The following is a 26,370-nucleotide window of genomic DNA, read 5'->3' as shown; positions in this document are numbered from 1 at the left end:
GTGAGCTTATTCTTTTGCGGCTGCGGCAGGAGCGGCTTTGCGCTTGTTGCCGAGCGAGTTTCTTTTGAGCAGATACCACAGCGGGCTCGCGATACAGATGGAAGAGTATGCGCCGCTTGTCAGACCGATAATTTTCGCCAAGGCGAATAATTTAATAGATTCGCTGCCGAAAATAAAGAGGCAGACAGCCGCGATCAATACGGTAAGGACCGTGTTGATGTTCCGGGCCATCGTTTGCCAGGTGCTGTCATGGACAAGCTTCTCCAGATCTTCCGGAGTTTTCAGCTTGGCGAAACGAAGGTTTTCACGAATCCGGTCGAAGATAACGATCTTGTCGTTAATCGAGTAACCGACGGTAGTCAGTACGGCGGCTACGAACGGCAAGTCGACCTCGAAACGGAAGATGGCAAACATCGCGACGACGATAAACGCATCGTGAAGAATGGAAATAATGGCGGCTATCGCGAATCTCCATTCAAACCGGATGCTCACATAGATGCTGATCGCGACACTCGCGATGAGAATACCGATGATCGCTTTAATGGCAAGTTCCTTGGCAATATCGGGCGATACGGTATTCACTTCCATGGACACCTTATCTTTGTAAGGGGCTTCGAAAGCCGCCTTGATTTTATCGACCTGATCTTTGCCCAGAATTTCATCGAAACGGGTGGAAACGCGGTCGCCGTTGGCTCCGCCGACCGTGACCGTCTGATCGAAGCCCGCGCCTTTGTAAATCTCTTGCGCTTTCTCTTTGGTAATCGCTTGTCCTACCGAAACGTCGATGGAAGTACCCGCTTTAAAGTCGACGCCGTAGTTCATTTGGAACAGCAGGAGCGTCACGATTCCGGCCAGTACGAGTATACCGGAGATTGCGAAGAAGATGTTCCGGTGTTTGACAAAGTTGAATTTGTTACTATAGTTCACGGATTTCCGCCTCCTTCACGCCAAAATAACCGGGCTTTTTAAACACATTGCCCTTAATGAGCAGGTGAATGAGGAATCTCGAGAAGAACACGTTCGTCAAGATACTCACGACAATACTGAGCATCGTAGTCAAAGCAAAGCCTTTGATAGCCCCGTTACCGATGTAATAGAGAACAAGGCTGGAAATGATGTTCGTAATGTTCGCATCCATAATCGTGCGGAACGAAGCTTTGGAGCCCGCTTTAAGCGAAGACGGAATGCTCTTGCCGCTGCGGATTTCTTCTTTGATCCGTTCGTACGTAATGATATTGGCGTCGACCGCCATCCCGATCCCGAGCACGAGTGCCGCAATTCCCGGAAGGGTCAGTGTCGCGTTGATCCAATCGAACAGCACAAGAAGCAGCCAAGTATACGTGATAAGCGTAAAGGCCGCAATAATACCCGGCAAACGGTAAAGGAGAATCATAAAGACCAGAATGATAACGGATGCGATAATCCCCGCGCGGATCGTTTGCTCCAGAGACATTTGTCCAAGGGAAGCGCCGACTACCTGCGTATATTTCTCCGTCAATTTCAGAGGGAGGGCACCGAGGTTGATCGTGTCGGCCAGCTTTTGCGCTTCTTCGAACTTGAAACTGCCTGTAATCGTAGCTACGTCACTATCGATCGGGGTGTTAACCATGGGCGAGGAGAGCTTTTCCTCATCGAGAAAAATCGACAGGGGCTTTCCTACCATTTTTGTAGTCACATCTTTAAATTTACTGCGGTCTTTCAGCTTGATTTGTACCACCGGCTGGTTCGTTTGATCGTAACCGACCGAGGCTCCGCCTTCGACAAAATCGGTACCGATCAGCATGTTGTTGCCATCGGGATCGCGGAACGTAAGGGATGACGGTTTGCCGATTTTCTGGCGAACTTCGTCTTCGTTCTGAACGCCCGCCAGACGGACGCGGATACGGTTTTCGCCTTCGGCGAGAACTTCCGGCTCCGCTACGCCGAGCTTGTCCGCGCGCTGCGCGATGCTTTCCGCCGCTTTCTTCAAAGTCGCGGGGGTCACTTTCTGACCGGCCGTAAACGGCTCAGCCACGTAGAGGATCTCAAACCCTCCTTTTAAATCCAAACCGAGCTTGATCTTGCCAAGAAGCCCGGGACTCGTCGTTGCGATCACGGCCAGCGTGACAATGACGGTTATGAAAAACGCCGAGATCCGTTTTACATTCATGCCTTGATAATCTCCCTTCCCAACTCAATATTCCTATTATACCCACACGCGAAAAACGAGTCAATTTGACGTTTTTTACCACACCAAACAAAAAAAGGCCCGAAAAGCCGATCAGGACCTTCGATACATGCTTAACGTCAAATAATTCATAAACTGATTAGGTTTAAGCGACAAAATATCGTTGACAACCTGATGAAGCGGCGGCAGACCTTTCTTCTTATACCTGTCGTTTATGCACTCCCAGATTTCTTCCCCCTTGACATGCTCGTAACCGATCATCTGGAACTCCTCCGCCTTGCTCAGGCATAAGCCTTCGATCATCTCGTTGAGTTCCCGGTCGGTGAGACGCTCGGGTTCGGGTTCCTCTTCCGTGCTTGGCGCAACCGGGGTATCAACTTCCCCTTCGACCGCCATGTCGAATGCTGGCTCCGCTTCCACTTCAAACGAATCGGCAGGATCGATCACGACCGCTTGCACGGGTTCCGCAGCAGCCGCCGTTTCATCCATGGAGCTGATTTCCACAACCGTTGACGTTTCTGGCGCCTCGTCTGTTTCGGCTTCACGCCCGGATTCATGCAGCGTTCCGCGGCTTTCTGGCCGTCCGTCCGCGACATCCGCTTCTTTGTCTTCTTCTATTATCTCTTCGGGTTCCAGCATCGTTTCCAGGGACTCCGCTTCGGCCAGCGCTTCCGCTTCAAGAAGTCCTTCCGGCAACAGCGGGGTTTCCGTTTTTTCTTTGGCGTCTTCCGGGGCCCCGGATTGCTCCTCTGCCGCGGCTGATGCCGTCTCCAATTTGTCCGTTTCCGAATTCATATTTATTCCCCCCTTAGCTGCTGTAACGGCAACGTACACGTTCTGTTCCTTACTTGCTATATTCGCTTACAAAAACGGGTTTTCCTGCATCGCCCGGCCCCTATCCCCAAAAAGTTTGGCATGAGCTTGGCCATTGCCCGCATATCCTCTAGTAGAACCCGTTACGGAAGAGGGAGTGAACGTTGACCAAGCAGTCTTTTCTAAAAGGGACGATGATTTTGCTGGCCGCAGGCATCGTAAACCGGATCCTCGGTTTCATCCCGCGGATCACGCTTCCCCGGGTAATCGGCGCCGAAGGTGTCGGCCTCTATCAGATGGGCTGGCCGTTCCTGATCGTTATTCTTACGATTGTAACGGGAGGCATTCCCCTCGCCGTATCCAAACTCGTGGCCGAGGCGGAAGCCGAGCGCAACTACCGCCGTTCGGCGCGTATTCTTAAGCTCGCCCTCACGCTTTCCGTGAGTATATCGGGGATCTTTACCGCAGTCTGCATACTGGGAGCGCGCTGGATAACTTCCCATCTGCTGACGGACGAGCGCGTCTATTTTACTTTTCTCTGCATGAGCCCGATTATACCGATTATCGCCGTATCCTCGGTTCTCCGGGGCTATTTTCAAGGAAAGCAGGACATGATCCCCACGGCGACTTCCCAGACCATAGAGACGCTGGTGCGCATCGTCATGGTTCTGCTCTGCTCCTTCGCCCTGCTTCCCTACGGGATTTCATGGGCAGCCGCCGGCGCCATGATCGGCGTCACCATCGGTGAAATCGCGGGCATGCTCGTGCTCCTCATCCATTACAAGCTGCAGCGCAAGAAAAACATGTCCGTGAACAAGGCGCAGATCGGCACAAACGCCGCGCATGGCCGGATGACCCAACTGCGCCGTCTGCTGACGCTTTCCCTGCCGATTACGGCCAGCCGCCTCGTGGGGGCAGGCTCCTACCTGCTCGAATCCATTCTCATCGCGCACAGTCTTGCGGCCGCCGGTATCGCAACCGCACTCGCGACCGCGCAGTACGGCGCCCTCCAAGGGATGATCATTCCGATCATCCTGCTGCCGAGCGCCTTGACTTCCTCGCTTTCGGTTTCGCTCGTTCCGTCGCTCAGCGAGGCGGCGGCGCGCAAAGATCTGAAGACCATTCACAAACGCATGCATCAGTCGTTACGCCTGGCGCTTGTTACGGGCGCTCCATTCGCCGTCATCATGTATGTGCTGGCCGACCCGCTATGTCTGCTCATGTACGGACAGAAGGATATCGCAGTCATGCTTAAAATGCTGGCGCCGGTCGCGATTTTCATCTACCTGCAGGCTCCTCTTCAGGCCGCGCTGCAGGCGCTGGACAAACCCGGCAGCGCGCTCATCAACACACTGATCGGCTCCCTCGTCAAGCTTCTGCTGATCGTATGGCTGGCGAGCAAACCGGAATTCGGCATACTCGGCGCCGTTATGGCCAGCTGCGTGAACATTGTGCTGGTCACCTTCCTCCACGGGTTGAGTGTGCTGCGGCATCTGAATTTTACACTCCGCGGCAGCGATGTGGCCAAAGTGTCCGCCGCCATGGGCATCGCCTCCTTATGCTGCTACGCCGTTTACCGGTCCATCGGCAGCCTGCCCGCCGGTGTCAGTTTCCTCCTCGCCTCGGCTGCCGCCTTAACGGCCTATCTGGCGGCCGTAACGGTGCTCAAAATCGTTAACAGATCGGACTTGTCCCGATTGCTTACACTCGGGCGGAAAATCATCCGCAAACCTTGATCCGCCGCCGCATACGGAAAAGCCGGTACGCACAGATTCTTGTGCAGTCCGGCTTTTTCATCGTTTAAACCCGGTCCTTTTTATCCACATACAAATAACCCCGGTGATCGACGGAACAGAAGAAAACTTCCTTGAAATCGGCTATCCCTTTCTTCTTAAGTTCGCTCTTGAGCCAGAAACGGGTCTGGCCCACTTTTTGCAGATTATCTTCCTGGACTTTGCCGTCCATGACCAGAGCTACGGGCAGCCCTGCATAACGGATGCGCCCGCTTTCGACCGGTCCCATTTCGGGCTTGCGGCTGGGATGATACTTCTCGACCACACTCAGCTTACCGGACGGCTCTAAGATGGCGAATTCGACATCGGCCACGTTCATAACCTTGTGCTGTCTCAGCTGCATCATCAGATCATCGAGGTTGTAGCGCTGTTTGCGCATTTCTTCGCGGTTAAGCTTCCCGTGTTCGATCAGGACGCTGGGACGGCCTTCGAATAACGTGCGGAAACGCTGGCTTTTGAGCGTAATGAATGCCATCAGCAGTTGAATGAGCACGAGCGTAATCATCGGCACCATTCCGTTAGCCATGGGCATGCGTATGTCTTCCAGCACGAATACGGCTATTTCGGCAATCATAATCGAAATCACCAGATCGAAAACCGAAAGCTTGCCGATTTCGCGTTTCCCCATAATACGGAGCATGACGAAAACGACAAAATAGATCATAACGGTGCGTAAAAAAATCGTCAGCAGTTCCATGGTATCCTCCCGGAAGGTCCGTTCTCGGAGTTTACCTGGTAGTCTGACCGCCCCTCTTCCCCTTCATGCGGCCCCGAAGTCCCTCAATTGTTGCCAAACCAGAATCCGACTAAATACAGGGACGCCAGGGTAAGTGAAAATAGAGAAAACGGCACGCCGATCCGTGCATATTCCCGGAAGGTCAGCCCGTTTTTCCGCGAGCCAGCGACTCCGAAGGCCAGAAGACTGGAAAAAGAACTGAAGCTGGTCGCATTGGCGCCTAAGTGGATGCCCGAAAGCAGGACATACCAGAGCCTTCCCGCATGATCTGGAGAGACGGCCTGCAATTGTTCACTCACAATCTGAACGACGGGAACGGAAAATGCGGTCCAGGCCGTCCCGTCCGAAAAAGCCGCGCCGGCGGCGGACATCCAGAGAACGGCCAGCACGGCCCGCTGTTCGTCTCCCGAGCTTGCCTTCATCAGCCACCCGGCCGCGGTCTCAAGCACGCCTGTCTGGACGAGAGCGCCGGCGATAAGAAGCCAGCCGGCAGTCAGCGCAAGGAGCGGGACAAAGCCGGCCGCGAAACTTTTGAGGCTTCCCCGTCGTTTAATTACCGATCGGAACAATAGGGCTGCACCAGCTCCGGAAATCCAAATCAGGTCAAGACCCGACAGATCGGCACAAATATATGCCAGCAGGATCAAACCCAGGGCGATGGCCGGATTGCGGATATCCCCCTTGCTTCCATCCATGCCGGAAGCCGCGGTTTGAAGCTCCCGGAGCCTTTCCGTGCCTACCTTCAGCTTATCGGCATACACCGTCCGGATCATCAGATAAGCGAGAACAAGCAGAACGGCATGGAGAGGACCCAGCACGAGCCAGACGCCCGTCAGGCCAAGTTCGCCTGCAGTTCCGATCAGCCGCGCCGGCATGGTTCCGGCAACGGAGAGGCCGCTTCCGAGGTTGCAGGCCAGCATCATGCCGATTACGAACGGAGAAGGCGGTATTTTCCAGGCTCTCGTAAAAGCCAAGAGAAGCGGCAGAAGAGCCGCCATGGCGGTTAATGCGTCCAGAAGTGCCGACGCGGCGGCAGTCAGCATCATGGACATGGCCAGCATCTTTTGCGGATTCGCCGAAGTCAGCCGGTAAAATCTTACCGCCGTCAGTTGGAGCCATCCCGCTTCTTCGATTACGGCGGCGATTATTCCCATGGTCAGCGCAAGCGCGAGCGCCCTCCACGGGACGGTCTCTATCACGGCGGCTGGGGGACCCGCAATTCCGGCCGCCAATAAAACAGCTGCTCCCGCCAGCGGAAACCAAGCGCGGCAGCGGACAAATTTCAGACCCAGACCTACCGCCATCAGGGCGACGACTGCAGCCGCTGCGGCCTGCCAGCCGGCATTCTGCACAGCTTCATGCATCTTGTTCCCGTCCCCCTTTCCCACGGAACCGCGTACAAGCGGAACCTGTACTATTCTTATGAACAGGTCCATAGAATGATGATACCGAAATGTTCTTAAGGGAAAGGGAGGATTATGTCATGATTCCGATTAATAAGGTGAGCCAGGTCCGTCTATCTTCACCATTTCTTTCCGGCCTTCTCTATGCGTTCATTATGCTTGTTGCGGGAACTGTATTAACGTCGCTGATTCTGCTTCTCAGCCGTACGCAAGAGTCTTCGCTTTCCACCCTCGCTTATATCACACACGGGGTTTCCGTTTTTGTAGGAGGCTGGGTTGCGGGTAAACGCGCGGGCCGCAGAGGCTGGTATTACGGCGGATTGCTGGGCATTTTCTATGCGCTGATCGTCTGGACTATCGGTTTCCTTGCGGTTGATACCGCATTCGATCTGAAAACGCTAGTCCTGGCCGGATTCGCTTTCGTTGCCGGTGCGCTCGGCGGTATGATCGGCGTTAATTCCAGCAGTAAATAATGGAGCGACCCCTGAAATTGCACACCTACTACTCCGACTATGATATAATATCTTAGTTCTCTTATACCTTTTTGAATTTTAGGGGGAAATGCAATGTATCCGTTACAATCCATGACCCACGCAACCGTATATATTGTGATTTCCATTTACGTTCTCCTGTACTTGTCTTTGCGGAAAAATCCGTTTTTTGTCGCAGGAGCATTCGTACAGGACTTTTTCACAAAGCGGAAGTTTTTCTTTCATTTTGCGGCGGTCATGGCTATTCTCTTTTTCAACAAAGTCGAGCTTTGGGTTGAATCCAAAATGCACTACACAGCCGATTTCACGGCAAAAATACACGGGCTGGAAGGAGACTTCGTAGCAGGTTTCCAGCACTTGTTCTATAACAATACCGTCACTCTGGTTACCAGTATTTTTTATGTGATCGTATTTCCCTGTCTCATGATCGTATCGATTCTGATTTATACGTACCAGAAGAAATACCGTCTTTTTTATGCGCTTTGCTATACGGTCATGATCAATTACATCATTGCCATTCCGTTTTACTTGTTCTTCCCGGTCCAGGAAGTGTGGGCGTTCCATCCCAACGTAAAGCTGCTGATCTTGGAAGTGTTTCCTAAATTCGAAGCGGAATACCGGCCTTTGTCCGGGCTCGACAATTGTTTCCCGAGCCTGCACACTTCCATTTCCGTTTCCATGGCGCTGCTTGCCAGCCGTTCCCGGAACCGGCTTTGGAAATGGTTTTCCCTCCTCAGCTGCGTAGTGATTATCTTCTCGATCTTCTACCTGGGAATCCACTGGCTGACCGACATGTGCGGCGGTGTCCTTCTCGGTGTGTTCGCGGCCCGTCTCGGCCTGAGCATCAGCGAAGAGCGTCCGTTCTTCAGCAGAGTTCTTCTGCCGCAGCGCAGGCTCCAGAAGCAGGAAGTCAGCGAATAATCATGCACGTAAAAAAGGCGAGTTCCTTAGACCGGTCGGTCGAGGAACTCGCCTTTTGTGTATGTGATTCGCTCTTATTTTTTCTCTTCTGCAACCGCGCTGCTCGTTACAACGGTGTTAATCGCGGAACGGTCGAATGTCATTTTGCTCGCATCGTTAACGCGCAGAACGACGATGTCATCGGTAATCTCCAGGATCGTGCCGTGCAGGCCTCCGATTGTAACGATCTTGTCGTTTTTCTTCAAGTTAGCCAGCATCATGTTGCGGGTTTTCGTCCGCTTCTGCTGCGGGCGGATCAACAGGAAATAAAGAACCAGGAACATCAAAATAAGCGGAATGTACGTCACTAAGCTTCCGTACGGACTAGCATTGGCTGCTGCGGCCAGATTGGACATCGTTGAGATCCTCCTTCAGTTAAAAACCTTTGTCGTTGTCGTGAAGACCATACTTTGTAAAAAACTCGTCCCGGAAATCGCCGAGGCGATCTTCGCGGATGGCTTGTCTGACACCCCTCATCAGTTCAAGCAAAAAATGCAGATTGTGGTACGTAGTCAGCCGGATGCCGAAGGTCTCGTCAGCCTTGATCAGGTGACGGATATAGGCACGGCTGTAGTTCGTGCACGTGTAGCAGCTGCACTCCGGATCAAGCGGTCCCAGATCGTCGGCGTGTTTCGCGTTGCGGATAACGAGACGTCCGGCGCTCGTCATCACGGTGCCGTTGCGGGCAATCCGTGTCGGCAATACGCAGTCGAACATATCCACGCCGCGGATAGCGCCTTCGATCAGTGCGTCAGGTGAACCCACTCCCATCAGGTAGCGGGGCTTCCCGGTCGGAAGCAGCGGTGTCGTGCATTCCAGCATCTCATACATGAGGTGCTTAGGCTCGCCTACGCTCAATCCTCCAATAGCATACCCCGGGAAATCCATGGAAGTCAACTGCTCCGCGCTCTGCTTGCGCAAATCGGCGTACATGCCGCCCTGCACGATCGCGAACAGTCCCTGATCGCCCGGACGGGCATGACTCTTCAGGCAGCGTTCCGCCCATCGGGTCGTACGCTCCAGGGAGTCTTTCACATACTCGTAAGTCGCCGGGTAGGGAGGACATTCGTCGAAGGCCATCATAATATCGGAGCCGAGCGCGTTCTGGATTTCCATGGCTTTCTCCGGCGAGATAAAGAGTTTGTCCCCGTTCAGGTGGGAACGGAATTGCACGCCTTCTTCCGTAATTTTACGGATATCGCTCAGGCTGAATACTTGAAAGCCGCCGCTGTCCGTCAAAATCGGACGGTCCCAGTTCATAAATTTATGAAGGCCGCCTGCTTTTTTCACAAGCTCATGGCCCGGCCGGAGGAAGAGATGGTACGTGTTGCTCAAAATAATGTGAGCGTCCATCGCTTTCAGTTCTTCCGGACTCATCGTTTTTACCGTCGCCTGGGTGCCTACCGGCATGAAAGCCGGCGTTTCGATCACACCGTGCGGAGTATGTACGCGACCGAGCCTTGCCCCGGTCTGCTTGCAGGTCTTGATATGTTCATAAGTAACCGCAGCCATAGTTGTCTTCCCTTCTGGATTCAATAAATAAACATCGCGTCGCCGAAGCTGAAAAAGCGGTACTTCCGCTCCACGGCTTCGCGGTAAGCGTTCAAAATGCTCTCCCGGCCGGCCATGGCGGAAATCAGCATCAGCAGCGTCGATTTAGGCAAGTGGAAATTCGTCAGCATCGCATCGACAAGCTGAAACTCCACGCCCGGATAAATGAAAATGCTGGTCCACCCGCTGCAAGCGCGAATGTAAGGCTTCCCGCTGTCCGTATGGACGGAGCCGCCTTGCGCTTCCGATGCCGACCGCGACTGGCGGGCCGCGGTTTCCAGCGTTCTCGTCGAGGTCGTGCCGACCGCGACGATGCGGCCGCCTGCGGCGGTCGTCTCGTTGATGAGGTCCGCCGTTTCCTGCGGAAGCTCATAGTACTCGGCATGCATCTCGTGCTCTTCCACCTTGTCGGCGGATACGGGACGGAACGTCCCGAGCCCGACGTGAAGAGTCACGAAGGCCAGACGGACGCCCCGGCTTTTGAGCTTGTCGAGAAAATCGCCGGTAAAATGCAAGCCGGCGGTCGGAGCGGCAGCGGAACCCGCATGGCGGGCATAGACCGTCTGATAGCGCTCCTTCTCGGGCAGCTGTTCCTTAATATAAGGAGGCAGCGGCATTTCTCCCAGCTTATCCAGGATCTCGTTAAAAATACCTTCGTAACGGAAGCGAACGGTACGCGCTCCCATCTCGCCTTCGGCTTCGACCACCGCCGAAAGCGGTGCTTCCTTCGGAACGACCGGCGTACCGTCCGCAGCTGTCTCCGGCTGTACACCGAACAGCAGCTCGGTGCCGGTTTTAATCCGCTTGCCGGGGCGGGCCAAAGCTTCCCAGCGGTCCTCGCCCAGCGGCTTAAGGAGCAGAAGCTCCACTTTGGCCCCCGTGTCCGCCTTCACGCCAAAAAGCCGGGCTGGAATGACTCGCGTGTCATTCATCACGAGCAGATCCCCGGCTTTCAAATAATCGGCCAACTGTTCAAACGTATGATGAGCGATGGCGCCCGACTGCTTGTCGAGCGTCATCAGCCTGGACTGCGTCCGTTCCAGGAGCGGAGTCTGGGCAATCAATTCTTCCGGCAAATCGTAATCAAAATCTTGTACGTCCATTTATGTCTCTCATTCCTTAGTCGTCCAAACTCCGGTATAGTAAGTTTGTAAAATTTCGGTGTAGGTTTTCCCCTGTTCCGCCAGACCTCTGGCTCCCCATTGGGACATGCCGAGTCCGTGCCCGTTGCCTGTCCCGCGGATCACGAAGCCGGCCGCGCCCGATGCGACGCTGCGCACCTGGCTGTCCGCTCCCATGACGAACAGGTCGGCCCCCGCTTTTTGCGGTTTGGCCTGGGTTCCCCCGATAACCTGGACAGAACCCGCCGTTTGAGCGGCCGGTTTACCGTCTGCACCAACTATAGTATACCTTCCCGGTTCCTCAATTTCAAACAGGGTACTGGGCAAGCCGCCCAAAACATTTCGCAGGTCGTTCGGGTATTTGACCTTCACCACTTCCCCGTTTGCTTTCAGCTCGGTAGCTCGTCCGGACGGTCCTCTTTTGCTTACTTCCAGCGACTGGAGCGGTCCGTTCAGCTTGACTCCTGCGCTTGCGAGCAGCTTCTCCATCTGGGCGCGGTCGTACACCCTGAACCAGCTGTAGGAATTCGACTCCGTCACCTGTTCCAGCAGGGTGACACGCTCCTTGTCCTTAAGCTGGGCGACAGCCGGAGAGCTGGCGCTGTCCGTGCTCGGCAGCGTACGGACATTTACGCCTCCTTGCGTGGATGCGGCTATTTCAAGACCGGCCGCGCTCTTCTCGCCCGTTTTCTTCAGGTAAGTGCCGCTGACATAGCCGGTCTCTCCGGAAAGCAGAGCAACCCGGTACCAGACAGGCTTGCCTTTAGCCGCCCCCTCGTCGGGACTGGCTACGCTTTTCAGATAGGGAACCGCATTGCCCCAGATTTCGGAAGCGTCGGCAGTCTGCCCGCCGGAATTAGAGGAGTACAAAGGATCTCCGATAATCCCCGACTTGTCCACCAGCACTTCACCTTTAGTCGCATCAACCGCCTGACGGACGATCTCGGCTTCGCGGAGCATTCCCCTGTAAGCTTGGTCGGTCGTGGAATCGCTGAGGTGCGCGATGCCGTATTTCATTCCTTTTTTAATCGCAAACGTACGCGCGGCGACCGCCTGCGCTTTCAACGCTTCCAGCGGAAAACTGCCGTCCATCTCGGAGCTGACTACGGAGTACAAGTACTCTTCGAACGGAAGCTCGTTAACAAGTGCGAATTTGCCGTTGTAGCGGCTGATTTCCATGCTGCCCCGGTAGACCTGATTCGACTTTTCGGTTACTTTGATTCCGGCACCGTTGCCGTCAAGCCAGGTTTTCTGCGAGCCCGCACCCGAGAAATAATGGGGAACCGCCGCGGCCGCGGCCGTGGCGTCCGCCCGTTTGATTAGATACGCCGATGCCGTTTCGGCCGGCTGCAGGGCTACGCCCGGCAAAGCCGCTTTGACGGCGGCCAGCCCGGCCTCGTCCGCCTCGCCGCCTACCCATACACTGTACCCGGCTTGTCCCGAAGCATCCGGCGTCAGAACGACGTCGGCGTCCGCTCCCGTCAGAGAGACGGCCGCGGCCTGCTTCTCCGCTTCGGCGGCCGTGGTGTACGTGCCGGCAGACCAATGCAGAGGCCCGGACAGAACCGCTTGCGCGGAGCCGGTAGCCTTAACCGCTTTGGCTTTCGCCGCGTTGGCCGTTTCCTTCGCCGCATAGCTGCCGTAGTATACCTGATACACGGCGGCTCCCTTTTTGGAGCGGCTGATGATGTAGGCCCGGTCGGAAGGCGAGCTCTGGAGCTTGTCGTAAGCGGCTTTCGCTTCACTCCAGTTCGCCGTTTCTAGCACGCGCACCCCGTAAGAGTCCAGGGAGGCTTTCAGAGTTGCGCCGCCCTCCGCCGCAAGGTTCACAACCCCAGCGGGAGTGCGCACTCCCAGCTTAAAGCCTTTGTCCGATGAGAGGGTGACCACCTGCTCGGGAGTACGATAGCTTTCATGTTCGATAAAAAGGCCGACCCGAATCGTATCGAGTTTCGGAACCGCTGCTTGTAGCGGGAGCGCGGCGCTGCCGAACAATCCCGCTGCCAGCACCAGCGCCAGCAAGGCGGCCGTGACCACTTTCCAGCTTATCCGGCTGTTCTTCATAGGTGCAAACAATCCTTTCCGTTTGGGGATATGAGTCTGGTAAATGAATCCAACTCTAGTATTCTATCAACTATTAGACGCAGTTTTCAACGATAAGTTGTGAGAATTCCAAATAAGCCCAAGTTCGATTCCCTGCTCCATCCTTTATATCGGCATTAAAAAAGGCTTTTTCAAGTCCCCGAAGCTGCACGGAAGCAGCTATCGTAAACTGGAAAAAGCCTGGTTGGAAAAATGGCATAAGTTTAGTTAAGAATTTTGCTCCGGAATCGGTAGCCCCAAGTGGCTGTACGCCTGATGCGTGACCATCCGTCCGCGGGGAGTCCGCTGCAAAAATCCGATTTGCAGCAAATAGGGCTCATACACGTCCTCGATGGTCTGGCTTTCCTCGCCGATGGTGGCTGCGATCGTATCGAGTCCGACCGGGCCTCCACGGAACGAAGTAATGATCGCTCTCAGCATTTTGTGGTCGATCTCGTCAAGGCCGAGATCGTCCACCTGAATGTGCCGGAGCGATTCGCGGGCCAGATCGACGGTAATGATCCCGTCTCCTTTGACCTGGGCGAAATCGCGTACCCGTTTCAGCAGCCGGTTCGCGATACGCGGCGTGCCCCTGGAGCGCATCCCGATTTCGCGCGACGCCTCTCCGACGATCTGCACCTGGAGGATGTCGCAGGTGCGGCTGACGATATACGACAGCTCGTCGACGGTGTAGAACTCCAGCCGGCTGATTACGCCGAAGCGGTCCCGCAGCGGAGCCGACAGCAGCCCTGCGCGAGTCGTCGCGCCGATCAGCGTGAAGGGCGGCAGATCCAGCCGTACGGAACGCGCGCTCGGCCCCTTGCCGATGATAATATCGAGCGCAAAATCCTCCATCGCCGGATACAACACTTCCTCCACCGTCCGGTGGAGGCGGTGGATTTCGTCGATGAACAGCACGTCGCCTTCCTGCAGATTCGTCAGAATCGCAGCGAGATCGCCGGGCCGCTCGATAGCGGGGCCGCTCGTCGTGCGGATATTGACGCCAAGCTCGTTGGCGATGATATTCGACAGGGTCGTTTTTCCGAGCCCCGGAGGTCCGTAAAGCAAAACGTGGTCAAGCGCCTCTTTGCGCATTTTGGCCGCTTCGATATAAATTTTGAGATTTTCCTTCGCCTGCGTCTGTCCGATATATTCCGCCAGGTACCGGGGGCGCAGGGAAAATTCCACGATTTCGTCTTCCATCATCAAATTCGCGGATATAATGCGGTCTTCCATCGTCATCTCCCCCAAAACTTACATTTGAAACAGAGCCTGGAGGGCTTGTTTCATGATGACATCGGCAGGATCGGTATCCTTGACCTTCGACTGGATGCGGGACCACGCGCGGTCCGCTTCCGCTTCCGTGTAGCCGAGCGCGAGCAGACCCTGCTTGACTTCGCCCCAGACTCCCTGGGTACCGAATTCATCCGACGGGTCCACTAAGCCGAACGATACAGCCAGATCGCGCTCCGTAACCGGCAGTGCGCCCAGCTTTTCTTTCAAATCGAAAATAAGCCGCTGTGCGGTTTTCTTGCCGATACCGGGCAGCTTTGTAAGGAAAGCGATATTCTCCTGCTGGATAGCCGCGACTACCGTTTCCGGGCGGCCTCCGGCAAGAATGCCGAGCGCGACTTTGGGACCGATGCCGCTGACATCGATAAGCTGCCGGAACAGCATCTGCTCCTCCCTTGTCGGGAAGCCGAACAGCAGGTGTGCGTCTTCGCGCACATGGTAGTGAGTATACAGCGTGACATCGGCGTCTTCTTTCAATCCGAACGCGTACGGGTTGGCGCAAAAAACGCGGTAGCCGACTCCATTCACGTCGAGAACGACGTATTCCGTTTCACGCGCAGCTAGTTTGCCTCTTAAGAAATCAATCATCGTTTGGTAACCTCTTTGATTTTATCGTGCAGCGTGGATGAATGCGCGTGGCAGATCGCTACGGCGAGCGCATCGGCCACGTCATCCGGCTTCGGTATCGCGGACAGCTTAAGAAACATGCGGACCATTTCCTGCACTTGGATTTTCTCCGCTTTGCCATAGCCGACAACGGCCTGCTTAACCTGGAGCGGCGTGTATTCGCCGACGGGTATTCCGCGCTGAACGGCTGCGAGTATAATCACGCCGCGCGCCTGGCCGACGGTAAAGGCCGTCGTGACGTTCCGGTTGAAGAACAGCTTCTCGACGGCCATCGCGTCGGGTTTATATTTGTCTATGAGCTGGCAGGCCGCATCGTAAACCTGCTTCAGCCGAAGACCCGGATCGGTATGGGCCTCGGTTTGTATACAGCCGTACTGAACGGGCGTTAGTTTGCTGCCGGTCTTGTCGATAAACCCGAAACCGACGATCGCAATGCCCGGGTCGATTCCCAGAATACGCAAAAGAAGTTCTCTCCCATCCCCTGTATGCCCCAAAAAGCGAACATATGTATCGATTTCCATTATAGCAAATTCTCGCCGAAAGGGATAGCGTGTTTAAAGGCGGGACAAGCCGTAAATATTCACCGTCTTGTTCGCGGTCTGTCCGCCGGCTGAATTACAGGTATGTTCAGGAACATCTTGGGTCCAATCCTGAACTAAATGAAAGTCCCGCAAGTACCTGCCGCTCTTGCAACAATAAAAACGGCTCCCTCGCGGAAGCCGTCTCGTTTCGCTGTTAAATTACGCTTGGACAACATCGATAAACACGTCGATATTGTCCCGTGTAGCCTTCGAGTAAGGACAGACATGGTGTGCGGCGGCGACCAGCTCGTTAGCCGTTCCCATTTCCACTCCGGGAATGCTCACTTTGAGTTCGACAGCCAGCTTGAAGCCTCCGTCCTTCTCGTCCTTACCGATCGTGACGTGAGCCGTCACCTGTGTTTCGGAACGGATCTGTTTTTGCCGCATCACAAGGTTCAGGGCGCTGTCGAAACAGGCCGCATAACCCGCCGCAAAAAGCTGCTCGGGATTCGTAACCGCTCCGCCCGGACCGCCCAGCTCTTTCGGCATTTTGACCTCCAGGTTCAGCACGCCGTCATCCGAAGTTACTTTCCCGTTCCGTCCGCCTTGAGCCGTTGCAACCGCTGTGTATAAATGTTCCATGGTCAAACACCATCCCTTTAAAAGTTTGAAGTGAGGCGCCGCAGGAGGCGCTTCGTTGTATGATTGAATCATAACACACTATTACATTGTGTACAATATAATTTTACAAAATATATATTCATACAAAAAAGCTCCGCCTTTAGAGCGGAACCTTTTTAAAGAATTTGTTGAAAATGCCGGCCTGTCCCGTAAAAGCTTTAGTAATTGGGCGACATCGCCTTTTCGCTCTCCTGTACGGCATAATCGCTGAATGTGGACAAGACACTGTTGAACTCCGCCACATCCGACACCCGTATTCCTTCGTGAAGCTGATGGACCGTTTCTTTGGGCAGGGTGCTTTCGAGGTATTGGATATTGAGCTGGAAAAAAGTACGGATCACTTTATCATTGGCCGGCAGTCCGTCAAACAAAGACAAGTTACCGCTCTCGTCTACGCCGAAGTAAGCGCTCTGTTTGCATTTCGGCGACAGATCGTCGATATGCTGGGTAAAGATGACACTTCCCCCGGAATTCAAGCTTAAAATCCAGTCGGGATGTTCTCCGTTCAAAGCCGTAATCTCCTCGGCGGATTTCAGCCCCAGCTCCTGCTGTTCTTCTCCGCATACATACGAGCGCTGTATATAAGTCAGCCGCTGACCGCCTTCAGAGCGGATTTGCCGCAGCGTTTGTTCCTGCTGCGCTTTCAGAACCCGATCGATTTCCGGCGCGGCGGCTTGTCCGAGCGGTGCGCCGGCTTCCCGGTAAGCCGGCTTGGGGAATTCATAGGCAACCAGCAGGTATGCGGCTGCGGCAAGCAGAACGTAACTGCCGAATATCAGCCGTTTGCGTTTAAGACGGATTTTTTTCTTCAATTGCTTCAGCAAGTTGAAAACCATCACGGCAATCCCCTTCTATCCTCTGTTTTCCCTTATTGTTCCCCCCGCCGAAAAGCTTATACATGTATTTCCAGCGGGCAGGATGCGAGGCTGGGGCCGGAAATTCCAAGACCTTTTCGTTGTATGCATAAAAGAAAAACTCCGGCGTCCCAGAAGGAATCGCCGGAGCGGAAGCTCACTATTGCTTGATACGCAAAGCCTGTAAGCAAAGGTCTTAAACATTCATCCAAGGAACATTTGCACTAACCGCCTGTTTGGGCGCACTGCGACCCGCTTTGCGGATGACCGTGCGTGCGGAGCTCTTGGAAGTTTTGGCCTTCTTGGGAGCGGACGTTTTCTTGGCCCTGGCCTCAGGTTCGAAGAAGGAGCCCGATTCCTCTTCCTCATCGACCAGATGAATCCGGGCTTCGTTTTCTCCGGTTCCCTGTGCGGATTCCCGGAGGCCCTCTATACGGTTAGCGGTCTCCTGATCCTGCGGACCCGAAACGGCGTAAGCCGGCTGAGGAAACTGGGCGTAGGGATTCACCGCTCCTTCCTGCTCGGTCCCGTAGCCGTACGGGGCAAGAAACGCGGGCGGGCAGATCCGTTCCCAATCCGGTTGGCCGTAACTTGTAAACGGCGTGTACGGCGATTGCTGCGCGCCACCGGCATAAGGAGCGAAGCCGGACGGGAATGTCTGGAAGTTAGCCTCTTCCGGTGCCCGACCGTGCCCTTTCTTGGCTCCCCCGCACCCGCAGCCGCAATCTTTCTTGCCCGTCATTGGAGGGATAGACGCCAGACCGGCCGTAAAAGCCTGCGGCCCGTAAGGCTGCGGCGCAAAGCCTTGCGGCCACCCGCCTCCCTGCTCATAGCCTCCGGGCATGTATTGGCCATGATCCGGCTGCTGCGGCGCAAAGCCCTGCGGCCATCCGCCTCCCTGCTCGTAGCCTTCGGGTGCATACTGGCCATGCTCCGGCTGCTGCGGCGGCGCAAAGCCTTGCGGCCATCCGCCTCCATGCTCGTAGCCTCCGGGCGCATACTGGCCATGCTCCGGCTGCTGCGGCGGCGCAAAGCCTTGCGGCCATCCGCCTCCCTGCTCGTAGCCTCCGGGCGCATATTGGCCATGCTCCAGCTGCTGCTGTGGCGCATAGCCCTGCGGCCACCCGCCTCCCTGCTCGTAGCCTCCGGGCGCATATTGGCCATGCTCCAGCTGCTGCTGTGGCGCAAAGCCCTGCGGCCATCCGCCTCCATGCTCGTAGCCTCCGGGCGCATACTGGTCATGCTCCGGCTGCTGATGCGGCGCATAGCCCTGCGGCCACCCGCCTCCTTGCTCGTAGCCTCCGGGCGCATACTGGCCATGCTCCGGCTGATGCTGCGGCGCATAGCCCTGCGGCCAGGCGCCCCCATGCTCAAAGCCGCCAGCCGCATACACGGCTTGCTCCGCCTCCTGCGGGGATGCGTAGCCCTGAGGCCAGACGCCTCCCTGCTCGTAGCTCTGCGGCCATCCGCCTACGTGACCGTGACCTTCATGCTCAAAACCCCCATGGCTGAATGGCGCGTATGGCTCGGGCCAGCCCGGCTGCTGTCCGAATACCGGTTTTTCCGGACAATAGGCTCCGTCCGTGTAAGGGGTATTCAAATCCGGGCCGGCTCCCGCGCCTCCGTACAAACCGGGCTGGCTCGGAAACCACGGCTGGGACGGGTAGGGCTGTACCTGAATCTGCCCGGTCGGCTGGATGAATTCTTCTTGGGCAGCGACCATTGCCTGATAGGACGGAATGCCCTGGGGAATCTCCACATTCGGATACGGCAGCGTCTGCGGATGTCCCCAGCCTCCTTCGTATGCTCCGTGATGGCCATAAGGGACGGGCAGTTCACCTTCGCATCCGCACGGTTCTTTTTTCCACATATCATGATGATGCCCGTATGGAGACACAAAAGGCGCATAAGGAGGGCACGGCTGAATCATCGGAAGAATTTCCGGATAACCTCCGCAGTCCGGAATAGCCTCCGCCTCTTTTACATAAGCGGGATAAGGAGCCGGAACAACGGGCTCGCAAGGGTGCTGGGGCGGAGGCTGCGGTGTATAAGACGGCAGCTCGATCTGCGGCAGCACCAGTTGGGGCAGCAGGTATTCAGGCACCGGCGGCTGCGGAGCCGGCTGCAAGGGAGGCTGTTCGATAACCGGCAGCTGTACCTGAGGCTTAGGCTGTACGGGAAGTTCGATCTTCACTTCCTCTTTGTGCTCTGTCACCTTCGCCAGATTTAAGTTAATTTCCGTTATCTTCGTTATTTGGTTAATTTCCGGTAATTCGGGAATTTGAACGGCTTCCGGCTTTTGCTCGACTACTTTGGGTGCGGGCACAGCCGGCTGGATTGGGGCAGTATTCTTCTTGCCGTGAGCTGTCCCTCCGTGATGAGGCTGATACCCTTGAACGCCTTCTTGCTCTTTGTGACCCTTTTTCGGAATATAGACGGTTTCACCGGTCATCAGTACGCTCGGGTTTTTCAGTTGGGTGTTGGCCTCAATCATTTCCTTCAGCGGAATTCCCCATGCCTTCGAGAGCTTCCACAGCGTATCTCCCTGCTGCACAATGTGCTTTACCAGATGATGCTGCCCTTCATGATGGTGTCCTTCATGATGATGCCCTTCGTGATGATGCCCTTCGTGATGGTGCCCTTCATGATGGTGCCCTTCGTGATGCTGCCCGTCATGATGATGCCCTTCGTGATGCTGCCCGTCATGATGATGCCCTTCGTGATGCTGCCCGTCATGATGATGCCCTTCGTGATGGTGCCCTTCATGATGATGCCCTTCGTGATGCTGCCCGTCATGATGATGCCCTTCGTGATGCTGCCCTTCATGGTGATGGGGCTTCGTCGGCGTTCCCGGAATTTTCACCTTTTCGCCGACGTTGATTTGGTGCGGGTTCGCGATCTGAGGATTCGCTTCGATCACTTTATCGAGATCGACGTTGTATTTTTGGGCGATTTTATGCAGCGAATCCCCTTTTTTAACCATATGGATTTTCAACGGGTCTTACCTCCTTCTTCTAAGTACATATCCGTCTTCCCCAATCCGATTGACATTACATCTTATGCAGACCCATGGGCATTTGACATCCCCGGACGAAAAAAAGCCGCGGAAAATTCCGGAGGACAGACGCAAATACAGCAATTCCGGGCATAAAAAAAACCGCTGCCGCAGGAAGTGCCCCTTCCCCGGAAACGGTTTTCTGAGAGTTTAATGAGTCGTTTTGGCAAAAAACGGTTCAACCGATAGAAAGTCGGCACCGATCATGAATTAAATGAAATGAAACGAACCGTACTTGACGGCCTATTCGTAAACTTTAACCCCGTCGACAGTCACTATGCTGCGGAATTCCTGCAAAAGTTTCGTCGTAATCGGGCCGGCTTTGCCTTCCCCGATAATACGGCCGTCCACTTCGCGAACCGCGATAACTTCGGCGGCTGTGCCTGTAAAGAACACTTCATCGGCCACATACACGTCATGAAGGGTAAACGGCTCTTCCTTCAAGGTATAGCCCTTGCGCTCGCAAATCTCGATGATCGCCGCGCGCGTGATGCCTTCCAGCGCACCGATGTAGCAAGGCGGTGTGAATACGACGCCTCTTTTTACGATAAAAATGTTATCCGAAGAACCTTCGGCTACATATCCCTGCGAATTCAGCATGATCGCTTCGCCCACGCCGGCCAGGTTGGACTGGATTTTGACGAGAATGTTATTCAGGTAGTTGAGCGATTTTATTTTCGGATTGACCGCATCGGGAATGTTGCGGCGGCTTGAGACCGAAACGGTTTTGAGACCGTTGATGTAAGCTTCTTCCGGATAAATCGACAGCTGTTCGACGATAATGATGACGCTGGCTTTCGGGGAACGGCGCGGATCGAGTCCGAGGTCGCCGGGACCGCGGGAAACGACGAGACGGATGTATCCGTCACGAAGCTCGTTGCGGCGGATCGTCTCCACCAGAGCGTCCTGCATTTCCTGATAGCTCAATGGAATGTTGAGCATAATCGATTTGGCCGAATCGTAAAGGCGGTCGAGATGCTCCTTGCATTTAAAAATGTTGCCGCCGTAAATGCGGATGCCTTCAAAAATTCCATCCCCGTACAAAAAACCGTGATCGTAGACGGATACTTTGGCTTCTTCCTTGGTAACGAAGCTCCCATCCAGGTAAATCCACTGCTGTGCCATAATTCGTTCTTACACCTCCGGGGTTTGGGTTTCGTACTGGTACGTCGGGTAGCAGCCCAGAATCCGCACCTGGCAGCCAATCGCTTCGATTTCTTCAAATGCGGCGCGGACGAGAACCGATTCCAGTGAGCCTTCTACATCGATATAAAAATAGTACTTGCCGAGCTTGCGTTTCGTCGGCCTGGATTCCAGTCTCGACAAATTGATCCGGCGCCAGGCGAAGGCCGACAGCACCTGGTGCAGCGCTCCTGGATAATCCTCGGGCGCTGTGACCAGAATGGTCGTCTTTGTATGGCCGGAGACCGGCAGGTCAAGCTTTTCACGCCCGATCAAAATAAAACGGGTCGAATTGTCGGGGTTGTCCTGTATTTTCGACGCGAGAAGCTCCATTCCGTACATGCCGGCGGCGTTTGTCGTCCCGATCGCCACCACGTTCGGGTCTCCCAGCTCGCTGACAAGGCGGACGCTCTCCCCGTTGGAACCCGTCTGCTCGATCTCGGCCTGCGGCATATACGTGCGCAGAAACTTGCGGCATTGGGCAAGCGCGACCGAATGGGACAGCACTTTGGTAATGCTCGACCAAGAGACGGGCGGGGAGCTTGCCAATTCCCCGTTCTCCAGTCTCGCCAAGCCGTTCTTGTCATCGGCCGCCCGGTGGGCACTGCCGGGCAGACCGATCAGGTTCATATCTATAGGATAAACCCATTCCACCTGCATCGGCAAATCCACCTCGTGGACGAGCCAATCGATATGCAGGGTAACGGAACCCTCGATCGTATTCTCGATGGGAATGACGCTGTAATCCGTTTCTCCCGAAGCGGTCGCCAGGAATACGTCGGAGATAAGCTTGAACGGCACATATTCGTACCGGTCCCTCCCGAGGAAATGGTGCACGCTCTCTTCGGAGAAGGTGCCCGGTCCCAGCATCGCAATCCGTTGCTTCTTCGCCATGGCTATTCCGCTCCTCCCGCAAATTCCTCGAAGGACGGTTCTCCGCCCGCCAGCTTCCTGACGCGGACGCCTTCGCGGGATGGCTTCAACCATCTCGTTTCCGCCTCGATTCCCTCGGCGCGGAACGTTTCCCGGAGGAACGCTTCCAGTTCCTTCTGGCGTCCCTCGCTCTTATCGGCGAACGCGATAAGAGTCGGTCCCGCTCCGCTCAGCGCAGCTCCCAGCGCGCCGTGATCGGCCGCTTCCCGGAGAATCTTCTCCATCCCGGGAACGAGAGCCGCGCGATACGGCTGATGCAGCGCATCCTTCATCGCGTGCCGGATCATGCCCAGCTCGCCGGCGGCAAGGGCCGCGACGAGCAGAGACGAGTGGCCGATGTTGAAGACGGCGTCTTTCATCGGCACCTGATCCGGCAGCACGCGGCGCGCATGCTCCGTGGAGAGCTGGAACGCCGGTACGGCGACCAGCGCCTCCAGGCGCTCGTGCGGCTCGATGCGCACGTGCTTCGCCTCACGGCCGTCCCAGTAGGCCGCGATAATGCCGCCGAACAGCGAGGCGCCGACGTTGTCGGGGTGCTTTTCCATACCGGAGGCGATCTGGAAAAGCTCGTCCGGCGGAAGGTCCGCTCCGCTCAGCGCATTTGCCGCGGCAAGCGCTCCTACGATAGCGGAGGCGCTGCTGCCCAGGCCGCGCGTGAGCGGAATGTCGCTGTCCATGCGGATACTCAGCTCCGGCATGGGCAGACCCGCGTGGTCGTACAAGGTGCCGGCCACTTTATAGATCAGGTTCGTCTTGTCCGTCGGAATTCCTTGCATATTGCTTCCGAAAAGTTCGATCTGTGTCCGGTCCGCTTCACTCATCTCAATCCGGGCGTACAAATCAAGGGCCATGCCGAGCGCATCGAAGCCCGGTCCCAGATTGGCGGTGCTGGCCGGAACGCGGACGCGTACCGCAGCGGGGGCCATTAGCTGCCCACCTGCTCCAACTGCCGGATCGCGTCCATCACGGCCGCTTCCGAATCTTCCACGACGAGCGGCTCGGCTTTTACGCTCTGAATCGCGTTGTGCGGATCTTTAAGGCCGTTGCCGGTCAGCACGCACACGACGGATTGTCCTTGCCGGAAGTGTCCTTCCCGCTTCAGCTTGATAACGCCGGCAAGGGATGCCGCCGACGCCGGCTCGGCAAAGATGCCTTCCTGCGAAGCAAGCTTACGGTAAGCCGCCAAAATTTCGTCATCCGTGACATAGTTGACCTGGCCGCCGGATTCGCTGGCCGCGTTTACGGCTCCGTCCCAGCTGGCCGGGTTTCCGATCCGGATGGCGGTCGCCACGGTTTCCGGATTGAGGATCGGCTCTCCCTTGACGATCGCCATGGCGCCTTCCGCTTCGAATCCGATCATTTTAGGAAGGGAAGAAGATTTGCCTGCCGCCTGATACTCCTTAAAACCTTTCCAGTACGCCGTGATGTTGCCCGCATTGCCGACCGGAATCGCCAGATAATCCGGCGCTTTTCCGAGCTGGTCGCACACCTCGAAAGCGGCGGTCTTCTGGCCTTCAATCCGGTAGGGATTGACGGAATTCACGAGCGTAATCGGCTGCTTCGCCGTAATTTCGCGGACGATCTCCAGCGCCCGGTCGAAATTGCCTTCGATGGCGATCACTTTCGCCCCGTAAATGATGGCCTGCGCCAGCTTACCGAGCGCGATGTTGTTGTTCGGAATAAGCACGATGCAGTTCAGCCCGCCGCGAGCCGCGTAGGCGGCAGCGGCCGCCGACGTATTGCCGGTGGAAGCGCACATGATCGTGGAGCTTCCCTCTTCGATCGCTTTGGCCACGGCCATCACCATGCCGCGGTCTTTGAACGAACCCGTCGGGTTCAGCCCTTCATATTTGACGTAAAGGTCAAGGCCCAGCTCCTCGGACAATTTTTCCGCGCGGATAAGCGGAGTGTTTCCTTCGTGCAGGGTAAGCAGCGGGGTTTTTTCCGTAACCGGAAGGTAGGATTTATATTGATGCAGCAAGCCCATGTATCTCATTTTCTTCTGCAGCCTCTTTTCTTGAAAATATTATAATTTAGCCTTCGACGCGGTAAACGCTCTGGATCGTCTGGATGACATCCAGGCTTTCGAATTCGGCCAGAACTTTATTCATGCCGGCCTGGCTGGCGTCGTGGGTAATGATAATGATTTCCGCTTTCGGATTATGCTCGTTCGGATGCTGGAACACGGACTCCAGACTGACTTCGTGCTTGGCGAAAATTTGTGTGATTTGCGCAAGAACGCCCGCTTTGTCTTCCACATGGAGAAGCACGAAATATTTCGAAGAAATTTGCTCGTCCGTTTTCAATTTCTTCTCCAAGTAAGGCGCCGTGCTGTGCTGGCCGTTTACACCCAGGTTCAGGTTGCGCACGACAGCCACGAGATCCGCCACGACGGAAGTCGCGGTCGGCATTTCACCGGCACCCGGCCCGTAGAACATCGTCTCGCCCACGGCTTCGCCGTACACGTACACGGCATTGAACACTCCGTTGACTGAAGCGAGCGGATGCGACGTTTTGACCATCGTCGGCTCGACCGATACGGAAATATGCTCGTCATGCTTTTCCGCAATGCCGAGAAGCTTCACTTCGTAGCCGAGCTTTTTGCCGTACTGGATGTCTTCTTTGCTGACCTTGGAGATCCCTTTGACCTTCACGTCGGTCAGCGCCACTTCCGAATGGAAGCCCAGCGTGGAGAGAATGGTCATTTTACGGGCGGCGTCCAGCCCTTCCACGTCGGAAGTCGGATCGGACTCGGCATAGCCCAGCATCTGTGCTTCTTTGAGCACGTCCGCATAGGCGGCGCCTTCCTGGCTCATTTTGGTCAGGATATAGTTCGTCGTTCCGTTGACGATCCCCATGATTTTCGTAATCCGGTCCGAAGAAAAGCCCTCCACCAGCGTACGAATAATCGGGATTCCCCCGGCCACGCTTGCTTCATAGAATACATCGCAGCCTTTTTCGGCGGCTTTGGCAAGAATCTCGGGACCGTGCATGGCCATCAGATCCTTGTTCGCGGTCACGATGTGCTTTCCTTGCTCCAGCGCTTCCAGAATGTACGCTTTCGTATCCTGAACGCCGCCCATCACTTCGACGACAACGTCGATTTCAGGGTTGCGGATAATATCCCAAGGCTGGTCGGTAAGTTTGTCGCGGTCGACGGTAACGGAGCGCAGCTTGCTCAAATCCTGCACCAGCACCTTCTCCACTACGATGGCGGAGCCCGTCTGCTTTTCGAGATCTTCCCGGTGGCCTTCCACAATCCGGACGACGCCCGTTCCGACGGTTCCGAGTCCCAGCAAGCCGATTTTAATAGGTTTTTTCATAGTCACAATTCCTCCCGTATACGTGCTGTTCTTTTTCTGTTTTCTAGCTTTACGTTAAATCGAGCTTCCCTGTCCGATCACGGCGGCTTTTTTGACCCCGTCCTGCGATTCCAGCAATTGAACCAGCTCTTTCGCTTTATCGCCCATCAGGGACGTTTCCACGGAAATGACCACGTTCGCCATTCCCTGCAGTGGAATGCTCTGATTGATCGTCAGCACATTCCCTTCCTGTCCGGCAATAAGCGCCAGCACCCGGGACAAAATGCCCGAGCGGTGCTCCAAATTCATGGAGATGGTGACAATGCGCTCTTTATCCAGCTTATTCAGGGGAAATACGCCGTCTTTGTACTTATAAAACGCGCTCCGGCTCAATCCTACCTGCTCAACCGCCTCGTGGATCGTTTTTACTTCTCCCCGGGCCAGCAGTTCTTTGGCCTGCACCGTTTTCAGAATGCCTTCGGGCAAAATCTGCTCGTTTACGAGATAAAAGCCGGACTCGCTCCAACCGGCGGCCTGTTTAGGTTCCATCACAGAAAGTCCGTCCTTTCCAGAAAGACGTTTGTTCTTATATAGAGGACATTATACTTCAACTCTACAAATTTCGGCAATAGGAAAATGGCATCCTTCCTTTTCGTCCTGCTTTCACCGGTTTCAAAATGAGAAACTCCCCGCCGCGGCTTCGATCCGACCGGGCACTCAGGCGCTGATTTTGCAAGATGATCTGCGTTCATTCTTCGTTATAGCCGGAAAAATTTCAGGCGTCTCTCTTATTATCGGTTTTTCT

General features: G+C 55.4%; 24 protein-coding genes. 3 read left to right on the top strand and 21 right to left on the bottom strand.

What is annotated here, in order from left to right:
- Positions 1-6: 6 nt before the first annotated feature.
- From secF to ABH899_RS00665, 3 genes are all read right to left on the bottom strand, one after another.
- A complete protein-coding gene (gene secF, locus ABH899_RS00675; protein WP_369993130.1) occupies positions 7-927 on the bottom strand; it encodes a protein translocase subunit SecF in 921 nt (306 codons plus the stop codon).
- Entirely contained in the window at positions 917-2,149 is a 1,233-nt protein-coding gene (gene secD / locus ABH899_RS00670; RefSeq protein ID WP_369993127.1) for a protein translocase subunit SecD, read from the bottom strand. Before secD ends, secF begins: the two co-directional genes overlap by 11 nt.
- A 111-nt stretch (positions 2,150-2,260) precedes the next feature.
- Positions 2,261-2,962, bottom strand: coding sequence for a post-transcriptional regulator (locus ABH899_RS00665; RefSeq protein WP_369993124.1), 702 nt, complete (start codon positions 2,960-2,962; stop codon positions 2,261-2,263).
- A gap of 182 nt (positions 2,963-3,144) precedes the next feature.
- On the opposite strand from ABH899_RS00665, the gene spoVB reads away from it, so the two are divergent.
- Complete coding sequence (gene spoVB, locus ABH899_RS00660; RefSeq protein ID WP_369993123.1) at positions 3,145-4,716, top strand: stage V sporulation protein B; 1,572 nt, start codon at positions 3,145-3,147, stop codon at positions 4,714-4,716.
- A 64-nt stretch (positions 4,717-4,780) separates the two neighbouring features.
- Here the strand turns inward: spoVB and ABH899_RS00655 are convergent, their stop codons facing one another.
- Together ABH899_RS00655 and ABH899_RS00650 are read right to left on the bottom strand one after the other, a co-directional pair.
- Complete coding sequence (locus ABH899_RS00655; RefSeq protein WP_009671932.1) at positions 4,781-5,470, bottom strand: DUF421 domain-containing protein; 690 nt, start codon at positions 5,468-5,470, stop codon at positions 4,781-4,783.
- Between the two features lie 83 nt (positions 5,471-5,553).
- A complete protein-coding gene (locus ABH899_RS00650) occupies positions 5,554-6,873 on the bottom strand; it encodes an SLC13 family permease (protein WP_369993120.1) in 1,320 nt (439 codons plus the stop codon).
- A gap of 119 nt (positions 6,874-6,992) precedes the next feature.
- Here ABH899_RS00650 and ABH899_RS00645 point away from each other — a divergent pair, with 119 nt between their 5' ends.
- Together ABH899_RS00645 and ABH899_RS00640 are read left to right on the top strand one after the other, a co-directional pair.
- Entirely contained in the window at positions 6,993-7,385 is a 393-nt protein-coding gene (locus tag ABH899_RS00645) for a TIGR04086 family membrane protein (RefSeq protein WP_369993117.1), read from the top strand.
- Between the two features lie 93 nt (positions 7,386-7,478).
- Positions 7,479-8,324 carry a phosphatase PAP2 family protein gene (locus ABH899_RS00640; protein ID WP_369993115.1) on the top strand — a complete coding sequence of 282 codons (846 nt, stop codon included), beginning with the start codon at positions 7,479-7,481 and terminating at the stop codon, positions 8,322-8,324.
- Between the two features lie 74 nt (positions 8,325-8,398).
- Here the strand turns inward: ABH899_RS00640 and yajC are convergent, their stop codons facing one another.
- The 16 genes from yajC to ABH899_RS00560 form a co-directional block, all read right to left on the bottom strand.
- The gene (gene yajC, locus ABH899_RS00635) at positions 8,399-8,719 is read right to left on the bottom strand and encodes a preprotein translocase subunit YajC (RefSeq protein ID WP_369993112.1); all 321 of its coding nucleotides are present in this window, start codon (positions 8,717-8,719) and stop codon (positions 8,399-8,401) included.
- Between the two features lie 19 nt (positions 8,720-8,738).
- On the bottom strand, positions 8,739-9,875 hold the full coding sequence (gene tgt / locus ABH899_RS00630; RefSeq protein WP_042230423.1) for a tRNA guanosine(34) transglycosylase Tgt: 1,137 nt from the start codon (positions 9,873-9,875) through the stop codon (positions 8,739-8,741).
- 20 nt (positions 9,876-9,895) lie between these two features.
- Positions 9,896-11,017, bottom strand: coding sequence for a tRNA preQ1(34) S-adenosylmethionine ribosyltransferase-isomerase QueA (gene queA, locus ABH899_RS00625; protein WP_369993111.1), 1,122 nt, complete (start codon positions 11,015-11,017; stop codon positions 9,896-9,898).
- A 9-nt stretch (positions 11,018-11,026) separates the two neighbouring features.
- A complete protein-coding gene (locus ABH899_RS00620) occupies positions 11,027-13,099 on the bottom strand; it encodes a SpoIID/LytB domain-containing protein (RefSeq protein WP_369993110.1) in 2,073 nt (690 codons plus the stop codon).
- 246 nt (positions 13,100-13,345) lie between these two features.
- Positions 13,346-14,353: a Holliday junction branch migration DNA helicase RuvB gene (gene ruvB, locus ABH899_RS00615; protein WP_218228233.1), complete on the bottom strand. Its 1,008-nt coding sequence runs from the start codon at positions 14,351-14,353 to the stop codon at positions 13,346-13,348.
- A gap of 18 nt (positions 14,354-14,371) precedes the next feature.
- The gene (gene ruvA, locus ABH899_RS00610) at positions 14,372-14,998 is read right to left on the bottom strand and encodes a Holliday junction branch migration protein RuvA (RefSeq protein ID WP_369993108.1); all 627 of its coding nucleotides are present in this window, start codon (positions 14,996-14,998) and stop codon (positions 14,372-14,374) included.
- Entirely contained in the window at positions 14,995-15,498 is a 504-nt protein-coding gene (ruvC, locus tag ABH899_RS00605) for a crossover junction endodeoxyribonuclease RuvC (protein WP_009671937.1), read from the bottom strand. The genes ruvA and ruvC overlap by 4 nt, the downstream gene beginning before the upstream one ends.
- A gap of 279 nt (positions 15,499-15,777) precedes the next feature.
- The gene (locus ABH899_RS00600) at positions 15,778-16,200 is read right to left on the bottom strand and encodes an organic hydroperoxide resistance protein (protein WP_369993106.1); all 423 of its coding nucleotides are present in this window, start codon (positions 16,198-16,200) and stop codon (positions 15,778-15,780) included.
- 197 nt (positions 16,201-16,397) lie between these two features.
- Entirely contained in the window at positions 16,398-17,075 is a 678-nt protein-coding gene (locus tag ABH899_RS00595) for a BofC C-terminal domain-containing protein (RefSeq protein ID WP_218228231.1), read from the bottom strand.
- A 214-nt stretch (positions 17,076-17,289) separates the two neighbouring features.
- Complete coding sequence (locus ABH899_RS00590; RefSeq protein ID WP_369993104.1) at positions 17,290-20,088, bottom strand: LysM peptidoglycan-binding domain-containing protein; 2,799 nt, start codon at positions 20,086-20,088, stop codon at positions 17,290-17,292.
- Positions 20,089-20,391: 303 nt separating this feature from the next.
- Positions 20,392-21,273 (bottom strand): branched-chain-amino-acid transaminase, encoded by an 882-nt coding sequence (gene ilvE, locus ABH899_RS00585; RefSeq protein ID WP_369993102.1) that lies wholly within the window; start codon positions 21,271-21,273, stop codon positions 20,392-20,394.
- 9 nt (positions 21,274-21,282) lie between these two features.
- Positions 21,283-22,224, bottom strand: coding sequence for a prephenate dehydratase (locus tag ABH899_RS00580; RefSeq protein ID WP_369993101.1), 942 nt, complete (start codon positions 22,222-22,224; stop codon positions 21,283-21,285).
- Positions 22,225-22,226: 2 nt separating this feature from the next.
- Positions 22,227-23,189 (bottom strand): homoserine kinase, encoded by a 963-nt coding sequence (thrB, locus tag ABH899_RS00575; protein ID WP_369993100.1) that lies wholly within the window; start codon positions 23,187-23,189, stop codon positions 22,227-22,229.
- Positions 23,189-24,259, bottom strand: a complete 1,071-nt coding sequence (thrC, locus tag ABH899_RS00570; RefSeq protein WP_369993098.1) for a threonine synthase — start codon at positions 24,257-24,259, stop codon at positions 23,189-23,191. Before thrC ends, thrB begins: the two co-directional genes overlap by 1 nt.
- A gap of 37 nt (positions 24,260-24,296) precedes the next feature.
- Positions 24,297-25,586: a homoserine dehydrogenase gene (locus ABH899_RS00565; protein WP_009675463.1), complete on the bottom strand. Its 1,290-nt coding sequence runs from the start codon at positions 25,584-25,586 to the stop codon at positions 24,297-24,299.
- 54 nt (positions 25,587-25,640) lie between these two features.
- Positions 25,641-26,114 carry an ACT domain-containing protein gene (locus tag ABH899_RS00560; protein ID WP_009675461.1) on the bottom strand — a complete coding sequence of 158 codons (474 nt, stop codon included), beginning with the start codon at positions 26,112-26,114 and terminating at the stop codon, positions 25,641-25,643.
- Positions 26,115-26,370 lie beyond the last annotated feature (256 nt).

The sequence above is a fragment of the Paenibacillus sp. RC84 genome (genome assembly GCF_041260495.1).
Classification (GTDB): Bacteria; Bacillota; Bacilli; order Paenibacillales; family NBRC-103111; genus Paenibacillus_F.
Note: the sequence above shows the minus strand (reverse complement) of the source record. Positions and strands in the feature narration are given on the sequence as shown.

Coding starts and splice junctions, on each gene's coding strand:
- ABH899_RS00650 (WP_369993120.1), bottom strand. CDS start 6,873: ATGCATGAAGCTGTGCAGAATGCCGGCTGGCAGGCCGCAGCGGCTGCA.
- thrB (WP_369993100.1), bottom strand. CDS start 23,189: ATGGCCCCCGCTGCGGTACGCGTCCGCGTTCCGGCCAGCACCGCCAAT.
- ABH899_RS00645 (WP_369993117.1), top strand. CDS start 6,993: ATGATTCCGATTAATAAGGTGAGCCAGGTCCGTCTATCTTCACCATTT.
- ABH899_RS00665 (WP_369993124.1), bottom strand. CDS start 2,962: ATGAATTCGGAAACGGACAAATTGGAGACGGCATCAGCCGCGGCAGAG.
- ABH899_RS00560 (WP_009675461.1), bottom strand. CDS start 26,114: ATGGAACCTAAACAGGCCGCCGGTTGGAGCGAGTCCGGCTTTTATCTC.
- queA (WP_369993111.1), bottom strand. CDS start 11,017: ATGGACGTACAAGATTTTGATTACGATTTGCCGGAAGAATTGATTGCC.
- yajC (WP_369993112.1), bottom strand. CDS start 8,719: ATGTCCAATCTGGCCGCAGCAGCCAATGCTAGTCCGTACGGAAGCTTA.
- thrC (WP_369993098.1), bottom strand. CDS start 24,259: ATGAGATACATGGGCTTGCTGCATCAATATAAATCCTACCTTCCGGTT.
- tgt (WP_042230423.1), bottom strand. CDS start 9,875: ATGGCTGCGGTTACTTATGAACATATCAAGACCTGCAAGCAGACCGGG.
- ABH899_RS00620 (WP_369993110.1), bottom strand. CDS start 13,099: ATGAAGAACAGCCGGATAAGCTGGAAAGTGGTCACGGCCGCCTTGCTG.
- ABH899_RS00655 (WP_009671932.1), bottom strand. CDS start 5,470: ATGGAACTGCTGACGATTTTTTTACGCACCGTTATGATCTATTTTGTC.
- ABH899_RS00565 (WP_009675463.1), bottom strand. CDS start 25,586: ATGAAAAAACCTATTAAAATCGGCTTGCTGGGACTCGGAACCGTCGGA.
- ruvB (WP_218228233.1), bottom strand. CDS start 14,353: ATGGAAGACCGCATTATATCCGCGAATTTGATGATGGAAGACGAAATC.
- ruvA (WP_369993108.1), bottom strand. CDS start 14,998: ATGATTGATTTCTTAAGAGGCAAACTAGCTGCGCGTGAAACGGAATAC.
- ABH899_RS00600 (WP_369993106.1), bottom strand. CDS start 16,200: ATGGAACATTTATACACAGCGGTTGCAACGGCTCAAGGCGGACGGAAC.
- ABH899_RS00595 (WP_218228231.1), bottom strand. CDS start 17,075: ATGGTTTTCAACTTGCTGAAGCAATTGAAGAAAAAAATCCGTCTTAAA.
- ABH899_RS00640 (WP_369993115.1), top strand. CDS start 7,479: ATGTATCCGTTACAATCCATGACCCACGCAACCGTATATATTGTGATT.
- secD (WP_369993127.1), bottom strand. CDS start 2,149: ATGAATGTAAAACGGATCTCGGCGTTTTTCATAACCGTCATTGTCACG.
- ilvE (WP_369993102.1), bottom strand. CDS start 21,273: ATGGCACAGCAGTGGATTTACCTGGATGGGAGCTTCGTTACCAAGGAA.
- ABH899_RS00580 (WP_369993101.1), bottom strand. CDS start 22,224: ATGGCGAAGAAGCAACGGATTGCGATGCTGGGACCGGGCACCTTCTCC.